The 18112-nt window shown below is 71.8% G+C and carries 17 protein-coding genes; 4 read left to right on the top strand and 13 right to left on the bottom strand.

Annotated features, from left to right (window positions below; genetic code table 11):
- Window positions 1-2: 2 nt before the first annotated feature.
- The 4 genes from ABGB11_RS33760 to ABGB11_RS33745 form a co-directional block, all read right to left on the bottom strand.
- Complete coding sequence (locus ABGB11_RS33760) at window positions 3-581, bottom strand: TerD family protein (protein WP_347639529.1); 579 nt, start codon at window positions 579-581, stop codon at window positions 3-5.
- A gap of 52 nt (window positions 582-633) precedes the next feature.
- Complete coding sequence (locus ABGB11_RS33755; RefSeq protein WP_347639528.1) at window positions 634-1752, bottom strand: DUF475 domain-containing protein; 1119 nt, start codon at window positions 1750-1752, stop codon at window positions 634-636.
- A 63-nt stretch (window positions 1753-1815) separates the two neighbouring features.
- A complete protein-coding gene (locus ABGB11_RS33750; RefSeq protein WP_347639527.1) occupies window positions 1816-2394 on the bottom strand; it encodes a TerD family protein in 579 nt (192 codons plus the stop codon).
- A gap of 31 nt (window positions 2395-2425) precedes the next feature.
- Window positions 2426-3001: a TerD family protein gene (locus ABGB11_RS33745; RefSeq protein WP_347639526.1), complete on the bottom strand. Its 576-nt coding sequence runs from the start codon at window positions 2999-3001 to the stop codon at window positions 2426-2428.
- A 224-nt stretch (window positions 3002-3225) separates the two neighbouring features.
- Here ABGB11_RS33745 and ABGB11_RS33740 point away from each other — a divergent pair, with 224 nt between their 5' ends.
- On the top strand, window positions 3226-4476 hold the full coding sequence (locus ABGB11_RS33740; RefSeq protein ID WP_347639525.1) for a molecular chaperone DnaJ: 1251 nt from the start codon (window positions 3226-3228) through the stop codon (window positions 4474-4476).
- A 20-nt stretch (window positions 4477-4496) separates the two neighbouring features.
- Here the strand turns inward: ABGB11_RS33740 and efeB are convergent, their stop codons facing one another.
- From efeB to ABGB11_RS33710, 6 genes are all read right to left on the bottom strand, one after another.
- Entirely contained in the window at window positions 4497-5741 is a 1245-nt protein-coding gene (gene efeB / locus ABGB11_RS33735) for an iron uptake transporter deferrochelatase/peroxidase subunit (RefSeq protein WP_347639524.1), read from the bottom strand.
- Between the two features lie 23 nt (window positions 5742-5764).
- Window positions 5765-6889 (bottom strand): iron uptake system protein EfeO, encoded by a 1125-nt coding sequence (efeO, locus tag ABGB11_RS33730; protein ID WP_347639523.1) that lies wholly within the window; start codon window positions 6887-6889, stop codon window positions 5765-5767.
- A 131-nt stretch (window positions 6890-7020) separates the two neighbouring features.
- Window positions 7021-7485: a heavy metal-binding domain-containing protein gene (locus ABGB11_RS33725; RefSeq protein ID WP_347639522.1), complete on the bottom strand. Its 465-nt coding sequence runs from the start codon at window positions 7483-7485 to the stop codon at window positions 7021-7023.
- A 105-nt stretch (window positions 7486-7590) separates the two neighbouring features.
- A complete protein-coding gene (rpoD, locus tag ABGB11_RS33720) occupies window positions 7591-8736 on the bottom strand; it encodes an RNA polymerase sigma factor RpoD (RefSeq protein ID WP_347639568.1) in 1146 nt (381 codons plus the stop codon).
- A 71-nt stretch (window positions 8737-8807) separates the two neighbouring features.
- On the bottom strand, window positions 8808-10784 hold the full coding sequence (gene dnaG, locus ABGB11_RS33715; RefSeq protein ID WP_347639521.1) for a DNA primase: 1977 nt from the start codon (window positions 10782-10784) through the stop codon (window positions 8808-8810).
- A 116-nt stretch (window positions 10785-10900) separates the two neighbouring features.
- Complete coding sequence (locus ABGB11_RS33710) at window positions 10901-12433, bottom strand: M20/M25/M40 family metallo-hydrolase (RefSeq protein WP_347639520.1); 1533 nt, start codon at window positions 12431-12433, stop codon at window positions 10901-10903.
- Window positions 12434-12848: 415 nt separating this feature from the next.
- Here ABGB11_RS33710 and ABGB11_RS33705 point away from each other — a divergent pair, with 415 nt between their 5' ends.
- Window positions 12849-14123 carry an ABC transporter ATP-binding protein gene (locus ABGB11_RS33705; RefSeq protein WP_347639519.1) on the top strand — a complete coding sequence of 425 codons (1275 nt, stop codon included), beginning with the start codon at window positions 12849-12851 and terminating at the stop codon, window positions 14121-14123.
- On the opposite strand, the gene ABGB11_RS33700 is transcribed toward ABGB11_RS33705, so the two are convergent.
- A complete protein-coding gene (locus ABGB11_RS33700; RefSeq protein WP_347639518.1) occupies window positions 14124-15533 on the bottom strand; it encodes a PLP-dependent aminotransferase family protein in 1410 nt (469 codons plus the stop codon).
- A gap of 83 nt (window positions 15534-15616) precedes the next feature.
- On the opposite strand from ABGB11_RS33700, the gene ABGB11_RS33695 reads away from it, so the two are divergent.
- Window positions 15617-16222 (top strand): TIGR03086 family metal-binding protein, encoded by a 606-nt coding sequence (locus tag ABGB11_RS33695; RefSeq protein ID WP_347639517.1) that lies wholly within the window; start codon window positions 15617-15619, stop codon window positions 16220-16222.
- Window positions 16223-16226: 4 nt separating this feature from the next.
- On the opposite strand, the gene ABGB11_RS33690 is transcribed toward ABGB11_RS33695, so the two are convergent.
- Complete coding sequence (locus ABGB11_RS33690) at window positions 16227-16616, bottom strand: MerR family transcriptional regulator (RefSeq protein ID WP_347639516.1); 390 nt, start codon at window positions 16614-16616, stop codon at window positions 16227-16229.
- A 132-nt stretch (window positions 16617-16748) separates the two neighbouring features.
- On the opposite strand from ABGB11_RS33690, the gene ABGB11_RS33685 reads away from it, so the two are divergent.
- Window positions 16749-17618 (top strand): LLM class F420-dependent oxidoreductase, encoded by an 870-nt coding sequence (locus ABGB11_RS33685; RefSeq protein ID WP_347639515.1) that lies wholly within the window; start codon window positions 16749-16751, stop codon window positions 17616-17618.
- 9 nt (window positions 17619-17627) lie between these two features.
- Here the strand turns inward: ABGB11_RS33685 and ABGB11_RS33680 are convergent, their stop codons facing one another.
- On the bottom strand, window positions 17628-18080 hold the full coding sequence (locus tag ABGB11_RS33680; protein ID WP_347639567.1) for a GtrA family protein: 453 nt from the start codon (window positions 18078-18080) through the stop codon (window positions 17628-17630).
- Between the last annotated feature and the right edge of the window lie 32 nt (window positions 18081-18112).

Below are 18112 nucleotides of genomic sequence, written 5' to 3'. Positions count from 1 at the left end.
GGTCACAGGTGCGTCGCCACGGCCGGCAGCAGGTGCTGGAACGTGCGGCCGGTCGCCGTGGCGCCGATGGCCGTCATCGACCAGCCCTGCCCGTCCCGCGCCACCTTCGCCATGATCTGCGCGTTGTGCTGGCCGGCGCCGCTCAGGTCGTAGCGGGCGATCTCCTGGCCGGTGCTCTCGTCCACCAGGCGGCAGAACGCGTTGGCGATCTGGGAGAAGTCCTGCCCGGTGAAGGAGTTCACCGTGAACACGAGCTGGGTGACGTTGGCCGGGACGTTCTGCAGGTCGACGTTGATGACCTCGTCGTCGCCCTCGCCCTCGCCGGTCAGGTTGTCGCCGGTGTGCTGCACGGAGCCGTCCTTGCTGCGCAGCTGCCGGAACCACACCTGGTCGGCGAGGTTGCCGGCGGCGTCGAACAGCAGGCAGGACGCGTCCAGGTCGATGGACTGCGCCTTGCCCTTGCCGAACAGCCCCTTCTTGGGCACGGCGTCCCAGCCGAGCCCCATCCTGACGCGGGTGAGGGTGCCACCGCCGGGCTTGGCCAGCGATACCTTCTGCCCCTTCTGCAACGAGATTGACATCGGTCCGTCTCCTTTGATGATCGATGTGTGTCGCTGGGGTCGCGGTGGCCGGTCAGACGTTGCTGGAGTGCAGCTGCTTGTCGCCCTCGCCGCCGGCCGCCGGTCCGGAGGACGCCCCGTCGCCGTTCCGGTTGCGGACGACGGAGCTGGCGAACGCGGCGATGATCAGTCCGGCGCCCAGCCCGCCGGTGATCCACTCGGGCACGTGGTGGCCGATGCTGATCAGCATGCAGACCGCCAGGGCCCCGATCGCCCAGTGCGCGCCGTGCTCCAGGTACACGTACTCGTGCAGCGTGCCCTTGCGGACCAGGAACACCGTCAGCGACCGGATGTACATGGCGCCGATGCCGAGGCCCAGCGCGATGACGACGGGGTCGGTGCTGATCGCGAACGCGCCGATGACGCCGTCGAAGCTGAACGAGGCGTCCAGCACCTCCAGGTACAGGAAGAGGAAGAACCCGGCCTTGCCGGTGGCCAGCGCCAGCGAGCTCGGCCCGGACCTGCCGCCCTCCCCGGCCTCCTCGCCGTCCTCCTCCTCGTCGTCCTCGCCCGCCTCGGAGAACAGCTCCCCGAGGCCGTTCACGAGGATGTAGGTCACCATGCCGAGCACGCCGGCGATCATGACGCTGCCGGGGTCGTCGGCCGCCAGCCACGCGACGAACGCCAGCGAGCCGCCCGCGACGACGACCGCCAGCTGGTCCAGCTTCCCGATGCGGGCGAGCGGCCGTTCCAGCCACGGCAGCCACTTGTCGGCGCGCTCCTCGAACACGAAGTCCAGGAACAGCATCATCAGGAACATGCCGCCGAACGCCGCGATCATCGGGTAGGCGTCGTTCATCAGCTCGTGGTAGCGGTGCGAGTCGTTGAGCGCCAGGTCGAACGCCTCGTAGGGGTTCAGCTTGGCGGTGATCCCGACGATCAGCAGCGGGAAGACCAGCCGCATGCCGAACACCGCGATGGCGATGCCGATCGTCAGGAAGATCTTCTGCCAGAAGACGCTCATCCGGTCCAGCACCTTGGCGTTGACCACGGCGTTGTCGAACGAGAGCGAGATCTCGAGGACGGCCAGCACGGCGACCAGGGCGAGCCCGGTCGGCCCGTCGTACAGCAGGGCGAGGAGCAGGCCGACGACCGTGACGCCGAAGGACCACCCGAAGGTGCGAAGAATCATGCGCGTATCTCTGTTAGGGAAGGGCGGCCGGGCGTGGCGGCCGCGGGGCGGGGGCGCCGGCCGTCAGCCGACGTTCACGCCGAAGTCCATCGCGATGCCGGCGAGACCGGAGGCGTACCCCTGCCCGACGGCCCTGAACTTCCATTCACCGCCGTGCCGGTACAGCTCGCCGAAGACCATCGCGGTCTCGGTCGAGGCGTCCTCGGTGAGGTCGAAGCGGGCGAGCTCGTTGCCGTCGGTCCGGTTGACGATCCGGATGAAGGCGTTGCGGACCTGGCCGAAGCTCTGCTGCCGGTTGTCCGCGTCGTAGATGGAGACGGGGAAGACGATGCGCTCGCACTCGGGCGGCACCGCCCGCAGGTCGACGTTGATCGACTCGTCGTCGCCCTCGCCCTCACCGGTCAGGTTGTCGCCGGTGTGCTCGACCGATCCGTCCGGGCTCCTCAGGTTGTTGAAGAACACGAAGTGCTGGTCGGACATGACCTTGCCGGTGCTCGCGAGCATCAGCGCGGACGCGTCCAGGTCGAAGTCGGCACCCGTGGTGGCGCGGACGTCCCAGCCGAGGCCGACGGTGACCGCGGTGAGGTTGGGCGCGGCCTTCGTCAGTGAAACATTGCCGCCCTTGGCGAGTGAGACTCCCATGTACGGGCCTCTCCCTTCCCGTAGAACCTGATCAGATGTTGACGCCGAAGTCCATGGCGATGCCCGCCAGCCCGGACGCGTAACCCTGGCCGACCGCCCTGAACTTCCACTCGGTGCCGTTGCGGTACAGCTCGCCGAAGACCATCGCGGTCTCCATCGAGGCGTCCTCGGACAGGTCGTAGCGCGCCATCTCCGACCCGTCGGCCTGGTTGAGCACCCGGATGTAGGCGTTGCGGACCTGGCCGAAGTTCTGCCCGCGGCTGTCGGCGTCGTAGATGGACACGGCGAACGCCACCCGCTCGGCCGTGGCCGGCATCGCCCCGAAGTTGACCTTGAGCTGCTCGTCGTCGCCCTCGCCTGCGCCGGTGGTGTTGTCGCCGCTGTGCTCGACGGCGCCGTCCGGCGTGCGAAGGTTGTTGAAGAACACGAAGTGCTGGTCGGTGATGATCTTGCCGGAGGCGTCGAGGACCATGGCGGAGGCGTCGAGGTCGAAATCGGACCCGGTGGTGGTGCGCAGGTCCCAGCCGAGACCGACGGTCACCGCGGTCAGGCCGGGGGCCTGCTTGGTGAGCGAGACGTTGCCGCCTTTGCTCAGGCTGACGGGCACGATGGGCCTCCCAGATCGCATGCCGAAACGGACGGACGCCGACCCGGCGCCCAGCCTTATCGACGTAGCAGCGATGCTATCCGTTCCATCCTTTGCGGAGCGATGGCGAACATCATTGTGCTAGGGCACCGCCGGCCGGTCGTCCGGCACCGCTACCGGCCGCGCGCGTGCACGCAACCTGACCCTTTTGCGCAAGACTGGGGCTGGGACGAAGGGAGGCTGCGTTGCGGGGACCGGGTGACCAGCGCCGCCGGGGCGGCCGCGGGGGGCAGGCGGCTGCCGGGGCGATCGAGGCCAGGGAGGCGGCGGCCACCGCCTTCTACGACATGGACCAGGCGCAGAAGTACATCGACGGCCGCGTCACCGTGTTCGAGGACCTGGACGCCCAGGCCGCGGCGCCCGCGCGGCGGGAGTTCGCCGGGCTGTCCGAGGCGGCGGACGCCGCGTCCGTCGCCTACATCTCCGTCCTGGACGCCCACGACCTCGATGACCGGGACCGGTCACCGGCCGAGTACGACGCGGCGCGGCGCGCGTTCGTCGCGACCACCGAGCGGCTGCAGCAGATCACCCGGAACCTGAACGGCTTCGCCGAGCGCCTCGCCCCGCAGATGGCCCGGCTGGAGTCCGCCCTCGACCAGCTCCCGCCGCGGCTGGCCGCCGCCCGCGACGCGGTGGCCGCCGCCGACGCCGCCGTGGCCGCCGCGAAGGACGCCGGGATGGACGCCTCCGAGCCCGAGGCGGAACTGGAGCGCGCCAGGGAGGTCCTCGCCCAGCTCGGCTCGCAGGGGCTCGGCGGGCTCGGGCTGGACGGCGCGATCCGCAAGGCCGAGGAGGTCCGCGGCATCGCCGAGGGGGCGCGCGAGGCCGCCGCGGAGCTGCCGCAGCTGGCGCAGAAGGTCCGCAACTCGCTCGCCTCCGTCCGGACGCGGGTGGACGTCGTCGCGAACCGCGTGGGGCCGGTCAAGGAGGCGATGCGGGTCCTCGTGCGCGGCTACTCGCAGGCCTGCTGGCAGGACCTCAAGGGCGCCCCGGAGTCCATCGAGGCGGCGGTCGTCCGGGCCCGCGAGCGGCTGAACGAGGCGTCCGCGCACGCCGGCCGCACCGAGTGGAACGAGGCGCAGCGGGCGCTCACCGCGGCGCGCACCGAGCTGAACGCGGCCGACCGCCGGGCCGGGCAGGTCACCGGGCGGGTGGAGGACCTGAAGGCGGTCGCCGAGGACCCGTCCAAGCCCGCCGAGGGCGTGCGGTTCGCGGTGCGGGACGCGCAGCGGCTCGCGATGGCGCAGCCCGGAGGGCCGGCGCCCCAGCACGCGCGGGTCCTCGACTCGCTCGTCGAACGGCTGGAGAACGCGCCGAACCGGCTCACCGGTGCCCACCCGGACTACTGGGCCTACCTCCAGGAGCTGGAGTCCATCAAGACGGCCGCCGGCGACGTGGTGGCGCGCATACGAGCCGAACGCGCCGGTCAGGGGTAGCGGCTAGCCGAACGGCGTGTCTAGCCGAACAGCGTGTCGCCCCAGTAGCCGTCCTCGCCGACGCCGGGCGGGCACGCGTAGACGCCCGATCCGACGTGCTGGATGTACTCGTTGAGCGCGTCCGCCGCCAGCGAGTTCTGGATCCGGATGAAGCCCGTGCGCGGGTCGCGCTGGAAGGCGATGAAGAACAGGCCCGCCTCCAGCCGCCCGAGGCCGTCCGACCCGTCGGTGAACGAGTAGCCGCGCCGCAGGATCCGCGACCCCTGGTTGCTCTCGGGATGGGCCAGCCGGACGTGCGCGTCCGGCTTCATCCGCGCCAGGACGGGCTTGTCGCGCTCCTTGCGCTCCCCCACCGGCGCGCCCTCGCCCTTGTTCCTGCCGAAGATGTCCTCCTGCTCGCGCAGCGACGTCCGGTCCCAGGTCTCGATGTGCATGCGGATCCGGCGGGCGACGAGGTAGGAGCCGCCGGCCATCCAGTCGGCGCCCTCGCCCTTGCGGGCCCACACGTGCTCGTCGAGCAGCGCCCTGTCGTTCCCCCCGATGTTGTCGGTGCCGTCCTTGAACCCGAACAGGTTGCGCGGGGTCTGCGCGTCCGGCGTCGTCGAGGACGTCTTGCCGAACCCGAGCTGCGACCACCGGACCGCGACCACGCCGAAGCCGATGCGGGCCAGGTTCCGGATGGCGTGCACCGCGACCTGCGGGTCGTCGGCGCACGCCTGCACGGCGATGTCCCCGCCGCCGCGGGCGGGGTCCAGGGCGTCGCCCGGGAAGTGCGGCAGGTCGACCAGGGCGGGCGGGCGGCGCGCCTTGATCCCGAAGCGGTCCTTCCCGTCCTTCTCGAACAGCGTCGGGCCGAACCCGATCGTCAGCGTGAGCCGGGACGGCGGCAGCCCCAGCGCCTCGCCGGTGTCGTCCGGCGGCGCGACGGCGATCCCGCCCACCGCGCCGTCGCCGACGGGCCGTCCGGCGGTCATGGCGGCGGCCGCCTCCGTCCACTCCTTCAGCATGCGCACGAGCCGGTCGCGGTCGCCGGTCGTGACGTCGAACGCCGCGAAGTGCAGCCGGTCCTGGACGGGGGTGGCGATGCCCGCCTGGTGCGCGCCGCGGAACGCGATCGCGGCCCCCGCCCCGGAGTCCTCGTCCGCGGAGGCGACCCGGTCGAGCCCGGCCCCGGCGGCGGCGCCGACGAGCAGGCTCGCGCCGGAGAAGCCGAGCATCCTGCGCCGGGACAGCCCCGGCCGCGGCGCGGTCCCGTCGCCGGTCATCTCGCCACCGTCCTCTCGTCCCGCTACTTCGCCACGGCCTCGGCGAGCTTCGACAGGGGCTCGCCCAGGGCGTTCACCGCGTCGGCCAGCTCCTTGCGGTCGTCCTTGCCGACCTTGTCGTAGGACACGTAGCCGTCGCCCTTCGCGTGCTTCTTCAGCAGCGCGTCGACCTTGGCGAAGTTGGCGTCGAGGTCCGCGGCGAGCTGCGCGTCGCGCTCCTGGACGACCGGCTTGAGCAGCTCGTAGATCTTCCTGGCGCCGTTCACGTTCGCTTCGAAGTCGACGAGGTCGGTGTGGCTGAACGCCTCCTCCTCACCGGTGACCTTGCCGGTGGCGACCTCGTCCAGCAGTTCCTTCGCTCCGCCGGCCATGTCGTTGACCGGGTCGAGGGTGAGGCCGGGAAGCCGCGACTTGAGCACTTCGAGGTCCTTCAGCAGCTGGTCGCCGTACTTCTCCTTGCCCTTGACCGAGCCGTCCTTCCAGAGGGCCTTCTCCAGCAGGTGCCAGCCGGACCAGTCCTTCTTCTCCTCCGGCTTCAGGTCGGCCTCGCGGGCGTCGACCTTCGGGTCGATGTCGCCGAACTTCTCGGCGACGGGCTCGATCGTCTCCCAGCCGACGCGGGACGGCGCGTACAGCTCCTTGGCCTTCTCGACGTCGCCGGCCTCCACCGCGTCCACGAACGTCCGGGTCTTGGCGAGGGTGTCGTCGAGCTGCGCGATGACGAAGGCCTTGTAGTCGGCGGCGGCCTTGTCGAGCCGCTGGTCGCCGCCGCCCGCGGAGGCGCCGGTGACCGTGACGTTCTGGGACGGGCCCTTGCCCGTCTGCCCGGCGCTGCACAGCATCCGGTACTGCCCGGCGGGCAGGTTCACGACGAAGTCGACGCTGGTCCCCGGGCCGATGTTCTCCCGCTCGGCGAGGATCTTGCCGTCCGGCTTCAGGACCTCGAACTCGTTGACCTTCGAGCCCTCGTTGGTGACCTTGAAGGTGGTCTTGCCGGCGGGAAGGTCGGTCTTGGCCACCTCGCAGGTGTCGTCGGTGGCCGTGACGGCGATCGCGCCCGCCGCGTCCGCCTCGTCCCCGTCACCACCGCACGCCGCCAGGAGGGACATCGACACCGCGGCGGCGCCGGCGAGTGCGAGAACGGACACAGGACGCATGAGGGGCTCCAGGGGCGTGCAATTTGGTTAGGCAAACCTAACTTAGCGAAGCCCCGGCTCGCCAGGTCAAGCGCCCCCGCGACAGGGTGTCCTCCCTCGTCGCGGCCCCTGGGGGAAGGACGTCAGCGCGGCCGGTCGTGCAGGCCCATCGTGAGGTTGCGGGCGGCCATCGGCGGGCCGCCGGCCTGCGGCTCCCCGTACGGCGGGAGCTGGCCCTGCTGAGGCGGCTGCTGCTGGTACTGGGGCGCCTGCTCGCGCTGCTGCGCCGCGGGCTCGGCCCAGACGGCCGTCCCGTAGGCGCACACCTCGACACCGCCGCCCACCGCGGCGGTGTCGTACCGCATGCCGACCACCGTGTTCGCGCCCTTGCGGCGCGCCTCCTCGCCGAGCCGTTCCACCGCCTCCCGGCGCGCCGCGGCGAGGCTCATGCCCGGCTGCTCCCCGGTCACCCGGAACGTCGCACTGCTGCCGCCCTGCCCGGGGGCGGGCCCGCCGCCCTGAGCCGCCTGCACGGCCGTCCCGAGGACCTCCCCGAGGACGCTCCTGATCTCGTACCCCGCCACGCCATCAGTCGTCACGATCAGCATGACCACCACGGTAGGACACGGTCCGGACGAAATGCGACGTAATGACCAGATGACCAGGCACGGACACGGGAGGTCCTCCCGGCCCGCCGGCCGGGAGGACGCCCGTCAGTCGAGGTACTCCCGGAGCGTCTGCGCGCGCGAGGGGTGCCGCAGCTTCGCCAGGGTCTTGGACTCGATCTGGCGGATCCGCTCCCTCGTCACGCCGAACTCCCGGCCGACCTCCTCCAGCGTGCGCGGATGCCCGTCGGTCAGGCCGAAGCGCAGCTGGATGATGCGCTGCTCCCGGTCCGACAGGGTGCCGAGGATGTCCTCCAGCTGGTCCTGCAGGAGGATGAACGCCGCGGCCTCGATCGGGACCACCGCGTCCGCGTCCTCGATGAAGTCGCCGAGATCGGAGTCCTCCTCGCCGATCGGCGACTGCAGCGACACCGGCTCCTGGGCGATCCGCTGGATCTCCACGACCCGGACGGGCGACAGCCCCATCTCCAGGCCGATCTCCTCCGGGGTGGGTTCGCGGCCGAGGTCCTGGTGCATCTGGCGCTGCACCCGGACCAGCTTGTTGATGGTCTCCACCATGTGGACCGGGATCCGGATCGTCCGGGCCTGGTCGGCGATGGCCCGGGTGATCGCCTGCCGGATCCACCAGGTGGCGTAGGTCGAGAACTTGAACCCCTTCGTGTAGTCGAACTTCTCGACCGCGCGAATCAGTCCGAGATTTCCCTCCTGGATGAGGTCGAGGAAGAGCATTCCCCGGCCCACGTAGCGTTTCGCGATCGAGACCACCAGCCGCAGGTTGGCCTCGATCAGGCGTTGCTTCGCACGCATCCCCTCGCGGGCGAGCAGTTCGAGGTCGATCAGTTCGCCGCGGGCGAGGACGGCGGTACGCGCCATCTTCTCCTCGGCGAACAGTCCCGCCTCGATCGATTTCGCGAGTTCTACTTCATCTTCTGCCGTGAGAAGCGGTACGCGACCGATCTCTCTCAGGTAGATCCGAACCAGGTCGCTCGTCGGCGCCCGCTTGCCGAGGTCTCCCTCATCCGCTCGCGCGACGTCCTCGGTCTCCTGCTGAGACTCGAGAACCTCCACCCCCTGCTCTGCGAGCATCCGGACGACCCTTTCCAGGGAGTCGTCCGGCAAGTCCGAGCGATCGAGCGCGGCAGCGACGTCCTCGACGGTCACACCGCCGCGTTCTCTGCCACGTGCGACGAGGTCCGCCACCTGATCAACCGATGGCGCCTCGCTTGGCAGCACCGAAGGGCCCACGCAGACAGTCTGCGTCAAATGGAGCCAAGATCACAGGACCTATTTTTGCGTCCGTTGACCTACTGCGCCCCAAGTCCCCTCTCCCGCAACACCCGTCGCTGCCGCTCAAGTGCGACAAGGTCGCCGAACAGCTTCTTGTACTCGTCGCCGGCCTCGGCCGGATTCAGCCGCCCGAGTTTAGATTTGGCGTCGGCGATCATGCGGGTGAGCTGGCGTTCCTGTATTCGGGCCAGCAGGTCCGCGGCATAACGGTCGTCCGCTTCCTGGGCGGATCGGACCGGCTCCACCCCGAGCTTGGTGATCAGGTCCCTGACCTGGTCGTTCGGCGCGCGCTCCAGGAGCAGCGCGACCCACTCGGCGACGCTCCCGGCCGCCGTCACACCGCCTGCCTCGGCGATCACCGCCCGCACCGCCGCGTGCGGCGGGGCGAGGAACGCGCCGGCCGGGACCTCCTCGAACCCCGGCCCGAGCAGCGCCGGGCGCTGGACGGCCAGTTTCAGCAGTTCGCGCTCGCGCTGGACCTCGGGGTCGGCCGGGTCGAACGCCGGACGCGGCGGCGCCGGCGGCTCGCCGCCCGGCCCGTCGCGCCCGTCGCGCCCGTTACGGCCGCGGCCGTACCCGTCCTGGGGCCGGCCGTTCCCGTTCTGCGCACGGCCGTTTCCGGCCTGCGGGCGGCCGCTTCCGGCCTGGGAGCGGCCGTGCCCGCGGGCGGCGAGCTCCCGGACGCGGCGCAGCACGAACTGCTCGTCCATGATGCCGAGCCAGCGGTCCAGGTTGACCGCGTACATCTGCCGGCGGGAGCGGTCCTTGATGGCGGCGACCACCGGGGCCGCCGCGTCCAGCGCGCTCAGCCGCCCCTCGACCGTGTCGAGGTCGTACTGCTCGATCGTGCTGCGCACCGCGAACTCGAACAGCGGCAGCCGGGACGCCACGAGGTCGCGCACCGCCGCGTCGCCGTGCCGGATCCGCAGGTCGCACGGATCGAGCCCGTCCGGCTGGACGGCCACGAACGTCTGCGAGACGAACTTCTGCTCGTCGTCGAACGCGCGCAGCGCCGCCTTCCGCCCGGCGGCGTCGCCGTCGAAGGTGAAGATCACCTCGCCGCGGAACTCGTCCTGGTCCATCAGCAGCCGGCGCAGCACCTTGATGTGGTCGTCGCCGAACGCCGTCCCGCTGGTGGCGATCGCCGTCGGGACGCCCGCCAGGTGGCAGGCCATCACGTCGGTGTAGCCCTCGACGACCACGGCCTGCCGCCGCCGCGCGATCTCCTTCTTCGCGAGGTCGGCCCCGTAGAGCACCGAGCCCTTGTGGAACAGCGGCGTCTCCGGGGTGTTCAGGTACTTGGGGCCGTCGTCGTCCTCGTAGAGCCTGCGGGCGCCGAAGCCGATGACGTCGCCGGACAGGTCGCGGATCGGCCACATCAGCCGGCCGCGGAACCGGTCCATCGGGCCGCGGCGGCCCTCCTTGGCGAGCCCGCCGGCGACGATGTCGCGGTCGGCGAAGCCGCGGCCGCGCAGGTGCCGGACCAGGCCCTCCCACTCGCGGGGGGCGAAACCGACGCCGAAGCGCTCGGCGTCGGCCTGCTCGAAGCCCCGCTCGGCCAGGAACGTCCGGCCGATCATGCCCTCGGGCGAGGCGAGCCGCTCCGCGTAGTACTCGGCGGCGGCCTTGTGCGCCTCGATGAGCCGGGCGCGCTGCCCGCCGTCCTGCCGGGGGCGGCGCCCGCCGTCCTCCTCGTAGCGCAGCTGGATGCCGGCCTGCGCGGCGAGCCGCTCCACCGACTCGCTGAAGGACAGGTGCTCGATCTCCTGGACGAACTTGATGACGTCGCCGCCCGCCTCGCAGCCGAAGCAGAAGTACAGCCCGCGTGCGGGCGTCACGTTGAACGACGGCGACTTCTCGTCGTGGAACGGGCAGAGGCCCTTGAGGTTGCCGCCGCCCGCGCTGCGCAGCTGCAGGTACTCGCCGATCACGTCGGCGATGGACGAGCGCTCCCGCACGAGCGCGATGTCCTCATTGCGAATCCGGCCTGCCACGACCAAGGAGTCTACGGCGGCCTCACGACATCGCGGGCATCACATCGGAACCCGGCATGGGCGCGCTCCCGGCCCGCAGCGGGACCGGGAGCGCACCCATGTTCATCGCGCCGGTCTCACCGGACGCGGAACCGGTCGAACAGCCGGTACATGAACTCCGTGCCCTGCTTGAGCGCCTCGACGGTGATGCGCTCGTCGTTGCCGTGCATGGCGATCAGCTGGTCGTTGTCCAGCACGTACGGGTAGACGCCGTAGCCGGGGACGCCCTTGGACGTCCAGGGCCCGAGGCTCGTCCCCGCCTCGAACAGGGCGGGGGCGAAGACGGCGCCCGGGTAGGTCTCGGCCGCGGCCTCGCCGATCGCGGTGTACAGCGGCGAGTCGAGGCTGGACGGCTGCCTGGCCCAGGTCTCGTCCAGCCGCTTGAGGGCGTCCTCCTCCGACTCCCCCGGGTTGCCGGCGAGCTTGACGGTGACGTCGCGGTCCGCGAGCCGCTTGCGGAACGCCGCCAGGAAGTCGCGGGGCCGCTGGCCGCCGGGCACGCCCCGGCAGTTGACCCGGAGGGTGGCGGAGGACGGGATGACGTTCTCCTTGTACCCCGCCTCCTCGATGACGAAGGAGTGCGTGGTCCGCAGGAGCGCCTGGTGCAGCCACGGGTAGGAGCTGCGCTTGACCACGAGCGCCGCCGCCCGCTCGCGGGCCGGCTGCGACCGCGCCGACAGCAGCAGCCGCAGCGCCCGCTCGAACGGGCCGTCGTCGGTGGCCTTGGCCAGGGCGCCGAAGTACTCGCGGGTGACGGGCGTGAGGGCGACGGGCGCGAGCCAGGTGTCGATGTCGGTCACGGCGCGGGAGAGCCTGGCGATCGCGGACTCGGGGTTGGGCTTGGACGAGTGGGTGGCGGTGCCGTCGGCGACGAGGTCGAGGTTGAAGTAGACCTTGTCCTGGCGCGTCACCGTGATGAGCATCGGCGTCCTGCGGTCCTTCTGGGCGAGGAACCAGCCGCCCTCGGTGAGGACCATGCCGGCGTTGATCTTGTCCCAGTGGTTCTGGGCGAGCCAGCCGGAACCGTACTGCCCGGCCTCCTCGTCGCAGTCGGTGAGGACGATGATGTCGCGGTCGAACTTCGCGCCCTCCTTCACGTGCCGCAGCAGGGCCGCGATGTTGGCGGAGTTGGCGCCCTTCATGTCGAGGGCGCCGCGGCCGTAGATCTCGCCGTCCTTGACGACCCCGGCGAACGGGTCGACGGACCATTTGTCGCGTTCCACGGGCACGACGTCGGAGTGCCCGAGCAGGAGCAGCGGCGGCGCCGCGGTGGTGCCCTTGATCCGGGCGATGAGGTGGACGTTGTCCTTCTTGGGCGTGGGGATGATCTCCGCGGGCACGTTCGCGGAGTCCCAGACCGCCTTCAGCATCTCGGCGTGCGGCCGGGTGACGCCGCCCTCGCCGAAGTTCTGGGTGTCGAAGGACAGCATCTTCTTCAGCAGGGCCAGCGGGTCGAGATCGGCGGGGGCGGGCGCGGCGGGCACGCGTCCGCGGGAGGGCGCGGCGGCGGCGGTGCCGCCGGCGAGGACGCCGCCGGTGAGCAGGACGGCGCCCGCGCCGCCGCGGCGCAGGAAGGTTCGGCGGGTGACGGGGGTCGGGGAGTCGGACACGGGAGCTCCTCCTTCGCTGGGCGGGAGCGCCCCGGGGGACCGCGGAGCGCTCCCGGACCGTGGCGGACGCGGCCGCGCTACCGGAACGCGGCGACGACCTCCACCTCGACGAGCCAGCCTGACACGGGAAGGTTCTCGATCTCCAGAGGGACGCGTGATGGACGTGCGGCATTGGCGTACATGGGAGGTGCGGGAGGCGCGGTGCCGACCGGGACCTTGACGGGCGCGCCGGTGGACAGGTCGGTGTCGGCGAAGTACTGCCGGTAGGCGCGGTTCCATATCGGGGCGCCGCGGCGGCCGCATGGCCGGACTCGGCCGGGCCGACGGGCTGTAACCCCGGATTTACTCTGGACAACCTCGACCGTCGCGCGGTGTGATGACGGACCGAAGATTCACCCACCACCAGGCGGCCCCGATGACGGATGTTGTGCTCGACGGCGTCGACAAGGTGTACCCCGGCGGGCAGACGGCCGTCCGGAACGTCCGCCTGCGGATCAACGACGGCGAGCTGTTCGTCCTGCTCGGGCCGTCCGGGTGCGGCAAGTCGACCATCCTGCGGATGATCGCCGGGCTGGAGGAGATCACCAGCGGCGACCTGTGGCTGAACGGGATCGTCGCCAACGCGCTGCCGCCGCGCGAGCGGAACGTGGCGATGGTCTTCCAGGAGGGGGCGCTCTACCCGCACCGCACGGTCAAGGGCAACATGATGTTCCCCCTGGAGGTGTCGGGGGACGACCGGGCCGAGGCCAGCGCGAAGGTCGTCGAGCTGGCCCGCGCGCTCGGCATCAACACGATGATCGACCGGATGCCGGGCACGCTGTCGGGCGGCCAGCGGCAGCGGGCGGCGATCGGGCGGGCGCTGATCCGCGAGCCGTCGCTGTTCCTGATGGACGAGCCGCTGTCGAGCCTGGACGCGGGGCTGCGCGCCGAGCTGCGCGTCGAGATCGCCGCGTTGGTCCGCTCCACCGGCACCACCACCGTCTACGTCACGCACGACCAGATCGAGGCCATGACGATGGCCGACCGGATGGCGGTGCTGCGCGACGGCGTCCTGGAGGACGTCGGCACCCCCGAGCAGATCTACGAGGACCCGGCGACGGTGTTCGTGGCCGCGTTCCTCAGCTCGCCGCCGATCAATCTGATGCAGGCCACGCTGTGGGCCGTCGAGGGCGAGGGCCTGCTGCTCGACTTCGGGCCGCAGCGGCTGATGCTGCCGTGGAACGATCCCCGCGCGTCCGCGCTGATCAGCCACCACGGGCGGCCGGTGATCGTGGGCGTCCGCCCCGACACGCTGATGCCGATCGCCCCCGGCTCGCCGGCCCCGCACGGGAGCGTCCTGTCCGGGCAGGTCCGCGCGCTGGAGTTCCATGGGCACGAGTGGCTCGCCTACGCCGAGGCGGGCATCCCCACGGTCGACGCGACCGAGGTGGGGCGGCCGGAGGCTCCGCCGGCCCGCGAGCCGGACCGGACCGGCCTGCGCGGGCGCCTGCGGGAGATGCTCGGCCGCCCGTCCGGCGATGAGGAGTACACCGAGGAGCACGCCGGCCACCACCGGCGGTCCGACCTGGTGTTCCGGATCGCGCCGGGCGGCCGTCCCGATCGCGGCGACCATGTCGCGCTGACCGTCGACTTCGGCCGGGTGCTGTTCTTCGGCGCGGACGGCCGGCGCGTCACCCCCGTCCAGCGGTAGTCAGGCCACGATCCGGCTCAGCCGCCGCAGGCCCTCGTCGATGGCGGGCGGCGGCGCGGCCCCGTACCCGAAGACCAGCCCCGGGACCGGCGGCGCGGACACCGCGAACTCCGAGAGCGCGAACAGGCCGATGCCCGCCTCCAGCGCCCGCGCGGCGATCGCGGCGTCGTCCGTCCCGGCCGGGAGGGTGGCGCTCAGGTGCAGCCCGGCCTCGGACGGGACGAGGGTCAGCCGGTCGCCCATCAGCCCGCCGACCAGGCCGGCGACGCGCTCGTGCCGGGCCCGGTACTCGCGGCGCGACCTGCGCAGGTGCCGGGCGAGCAGGCCCTCGTCGATGAACCGGGCCAGCGCCGCCTGCGCGGGCAGCTCGGCGTGCCAGGACGACACGTAGCGCGCCATCCGGAACGCGTGGTGCAGCGCCGGCGGCACGACGACGAAGCCGAGCCGCAGCACCGGCCGCATGACCTTGGAGAACGTGCCGGTGTACAGGACGCGGCCGTCCCCGTCGAGGCTCTGCAGCGGCTCGACCGGCCGGCCCCCGTAGCGGTACTCGGTGTCGTAGTCGTCCTCGACGATCACCACGTCGCGGCGCCGCGCCCAGCCGAGCAGCGCCCGGCGCCGCGGCAGCGACATCGGCATGCCCAGCGGGAACTGGTGCGACGGGGTGACGTAGACGGCCCGCGCGTCCTCGGGGAGCGCGTCGACGCGCAGGCCCTCGGCGTCGACCGGCACCCCGCGCACCCGCATCCCGGCCGCGGTGAGCAGCATCCGCACGGGCGGGTAGCCGGGGTCCTCGACGGCGACGACGTCGCCCGGTTCGAGCAGCACCCGGACGATGACGTCGAGCGCCTGCTGGACGCCCGCGGTGACGACGATGTCGGCGCCGGCCGCGCGCACCGAGCGCGACACGCCGACGTGCCGGGCGATGGCGTCCCGCAGGGCGGGCAGGCCCGCCGGGTCGCCCGCCGACGCGGGATCGCCCAGCGCCGACGGCCGGAGCACCCCGGCCATGATCCGCCGCCACGCCTCGTACGGGAACAGCGTGACGTCGGGCAGCCCGACGCGGAAGTCCCATCTGATGCCCTGCATCCGCGCGGGCCAGGCCGACACCTCGTCCCACACCCGGCGCGGCCGCAGCGGCGAGGCGGCGGGCGCGCCGCGCGGGGCGGACCCGGTCTCCCGGACGAACGTCCCCGCCCCCACCCGGCTCGTGAGGAAGCCTTCGGCGGCGAGCCGGTCGTAGGCGACGCCGACCGTGTTGCGGGAGATCGCGAGGCGCCGCGCCAGCTCCCGCGTCGGCGGCAGCGCGTCGCCCGCGCGGAGCCGCCCGTCCAGGATCGCGGCGCGCAGCTGGCGGTAGATCTGGCCGGCGATGTCGCGGCGGCCCACCAGGCTGACGTGCAGATCCACGGCGCCGACCCTAGATCGGCTCAGTCGTTTCCCGCAATTTTGGCCCTTTACCTGGTCCTCTGCCGGTTCCTAGCGTGAGCGGCATGGATCTGCTCACCGAACTGCTCAGCACCGATTTCCGCCCGCTGGACCGGAGGGCGGCCGACCTCTATCTGGCCGCCGTCGCGCAGGTGAAGCCGGACGCGCTCACGCTGCCCACGCCCTGCCCCGACTGGACCCTGCACGGCCTCCTGCGCCACCAGGTCGGCCAGGACGAGGGCTTCGCCGCCGCGGCACGGGGCGACGGCGGCCGCCTGTCCCGCTGGCGGGGCGGCGACCTCGGCGACGACCCCTACGAGGCCGCGAAGGCCTCCGCCGATCTGGTGGCCCGCGCGTTCACCGACGTGGCGCTGGACGCCCAACTCGTCCTTCCGGAGATCCGCGACGGCGGCGCCTTCCCCGCGTCCCTGGCGATCAGCTTCCACTTCGTCGACCTGGTCATCCACGCGTGGGACGTCGCGGCCACGATCGGTGTCCCGTGGGAGCCCCCGGAGGACCTGGTGGACGCGGCGCTGAAGGTCGCCGCGATCGTCCCCGAGGACGGCCGCGGTCCCGGCGAGCCGTTCGCCCCGTCCGTCCCCTCCCCGGACGGCGCGCGGCCGGATGACCGGCTGCTGCGCATGCTGGGCCGCACGTCCGGGTGGCGGTGACCCGTTAGACCGAGGCGGTGGCGGGGGTGCAGAGCGCCGCGGCGTCCCGGTAGTAGCCGATCTTCGTCTTGATCTGCTCCTGCTGCGCGCGCAGCGTCGCGATCTGCTCCTCGACCCGGCGGTCGTGCTCCTGCAGCAGTTCGAGCCGCTCCTGGACGGTCTCGCCTCCGCCGCGGGCCAGCTCGGAGTAGCGCAGCATCTCGGCGATCGGCATCCCGGTGCCGCGCAGGCAGCGCAGCATCCCGAGCCACTGAAGGTCGCTGTCGCTGAACACGCGCCGCCCGGACGCGTTCCGCGCGATCCCGGAGAGCAGCCCGATCTTCTCGTAGTAACGCAGCGTGTCGATACTGAAACCGCTCTTCTCGGCGGTCTCGGCGGGAGAGTAGTGACTCACGTCTCCCAGGATCGCACCTGGAGTGCACTCCAGGTCAACGCCGGCCGCCGCACTTGACCTGGAGTGCGCTCCAGGTCACAGAGTGGGAAGGGACAGCCGAGAGAGCACTGCGACACGTGAGGGACGACGGCCATGCGCGTTGGACTCCAGATTCCGAGCTTCACCCACCCCGGCGGCCCCGAGGAGATCGCCCCGACGTTCGGGCGCATGGCCCGCGAGGCCGACCAGGGCGGGCTGCACTCGCTGTGGGTGATGGACCACTTCTTCCAGATCCGCGGCGTGGGGCCCTCGGAGGACCCGATGCTCGAGGGCTACACCGCGCTCGCCTACGCGGCCGCGCTCACCGAGCGGATCTCGCTCGGGACGATGGTCACCGGCGTGACGTACCGGGAGCCCGGCATCCTGGTCAAGACGGTGACGACGCTGGACGTCCTGTCGGGCGGGCGGGCCTGGCTCGGCATCGGCGCGGCGTGGAACGAGGAGGAGTCGCGGGGCCTCGGCGTCGCGTTCCCGCCCACCGCGGAGCGTTTCGAACGGCTGGAGGAGACGCTGCGGATCGCCCGCCAGATGTGGGAGGGCGACGAGGCGCCGTTCGAGGGCGAGCACTACAGGCTGGAGCGGCCCCTGAACTCGCCGCCCGCGCTGCGGCGCCCGCACCCGCCGATCCTCATCGGCGGAGGCGGGGAGAAGAAGACGCTCCGGTTCGTCGCGAAGTACGCCGACGCGTGCAACCTCTTCGACGGTGACGAGCTGCCGCACAAGCTGGACGTGCTGCGGGAGCACTGCGAGCGCGAGGGCCGCGACTACGACGAGATCGAGAAGACCGCGCTGACCCTCCTCGAGGGCACGCCCTCGGCCGACCAGGCCGCCGACGCGATCGGGCGGCTCGCGGAGAAGGGCGTCGACCACGCGATCTTCTCGCAGGGCACCGGGCAGGACCTCGCTCCCGTCCTCGGCGAGGCCCTCACCCAGACCGAGAAGATCGTCCCGGCCGGGCGCTGAGCGACCGCGTCAGACCGCGGCGGGGGTGAACACCCACTTCTTGTACGACCAGTAACGGAACGCCGAGCCGAGCCCGACGCCGGCGAGCAGCCCGAGGTTGTAGGCGACGCCGCCGTGGAGGCCGAGGGTGTAGTAGGTGAAGCCGGTGCACAGCACCTGGATCAGCAGGCCGACGCCGTTCAGCGCGAAGAAGATCGCGACCTCCCGGCCGGAGCCGTCGCTGTCGCGGTGCCGGAACGTCCAGAAGCGGTTGAGCAGGTAGGAGGACAGCGTGGACACCACGGCCGGCACGGCGACGCTGGTGACCGGGCTGCCGCCGAGCCACGCGCGCATCAGGTTGGCGCCGAAGATCATGATCAGCGTGCCGACGCACCCCACGAAACCAAAACTGAGCAGTTCACGGAGGAATGTCCGGTACGCCGGGGCGGACGAGACCGTTTTGGCGGGTCTCGACCGCTGCATGGTGTCCACCCGCCCAGACCTTACCTGAGTAG

Origin of the sequence: Actinomadura sp. B10D3, from assembly GCF_039871695.1 — a bacterium.
Lineage (GTDB): Bacteria > Actinomycetota > Actinomycetes > Streptosporangiales > Streptosporangiaceae > Spirillospora > Spirillospora madurae.
Note: the sequence above shows the minus strand (reverse complement) of the source record. Positions and strands in the feature narration are given on the sequence as shown.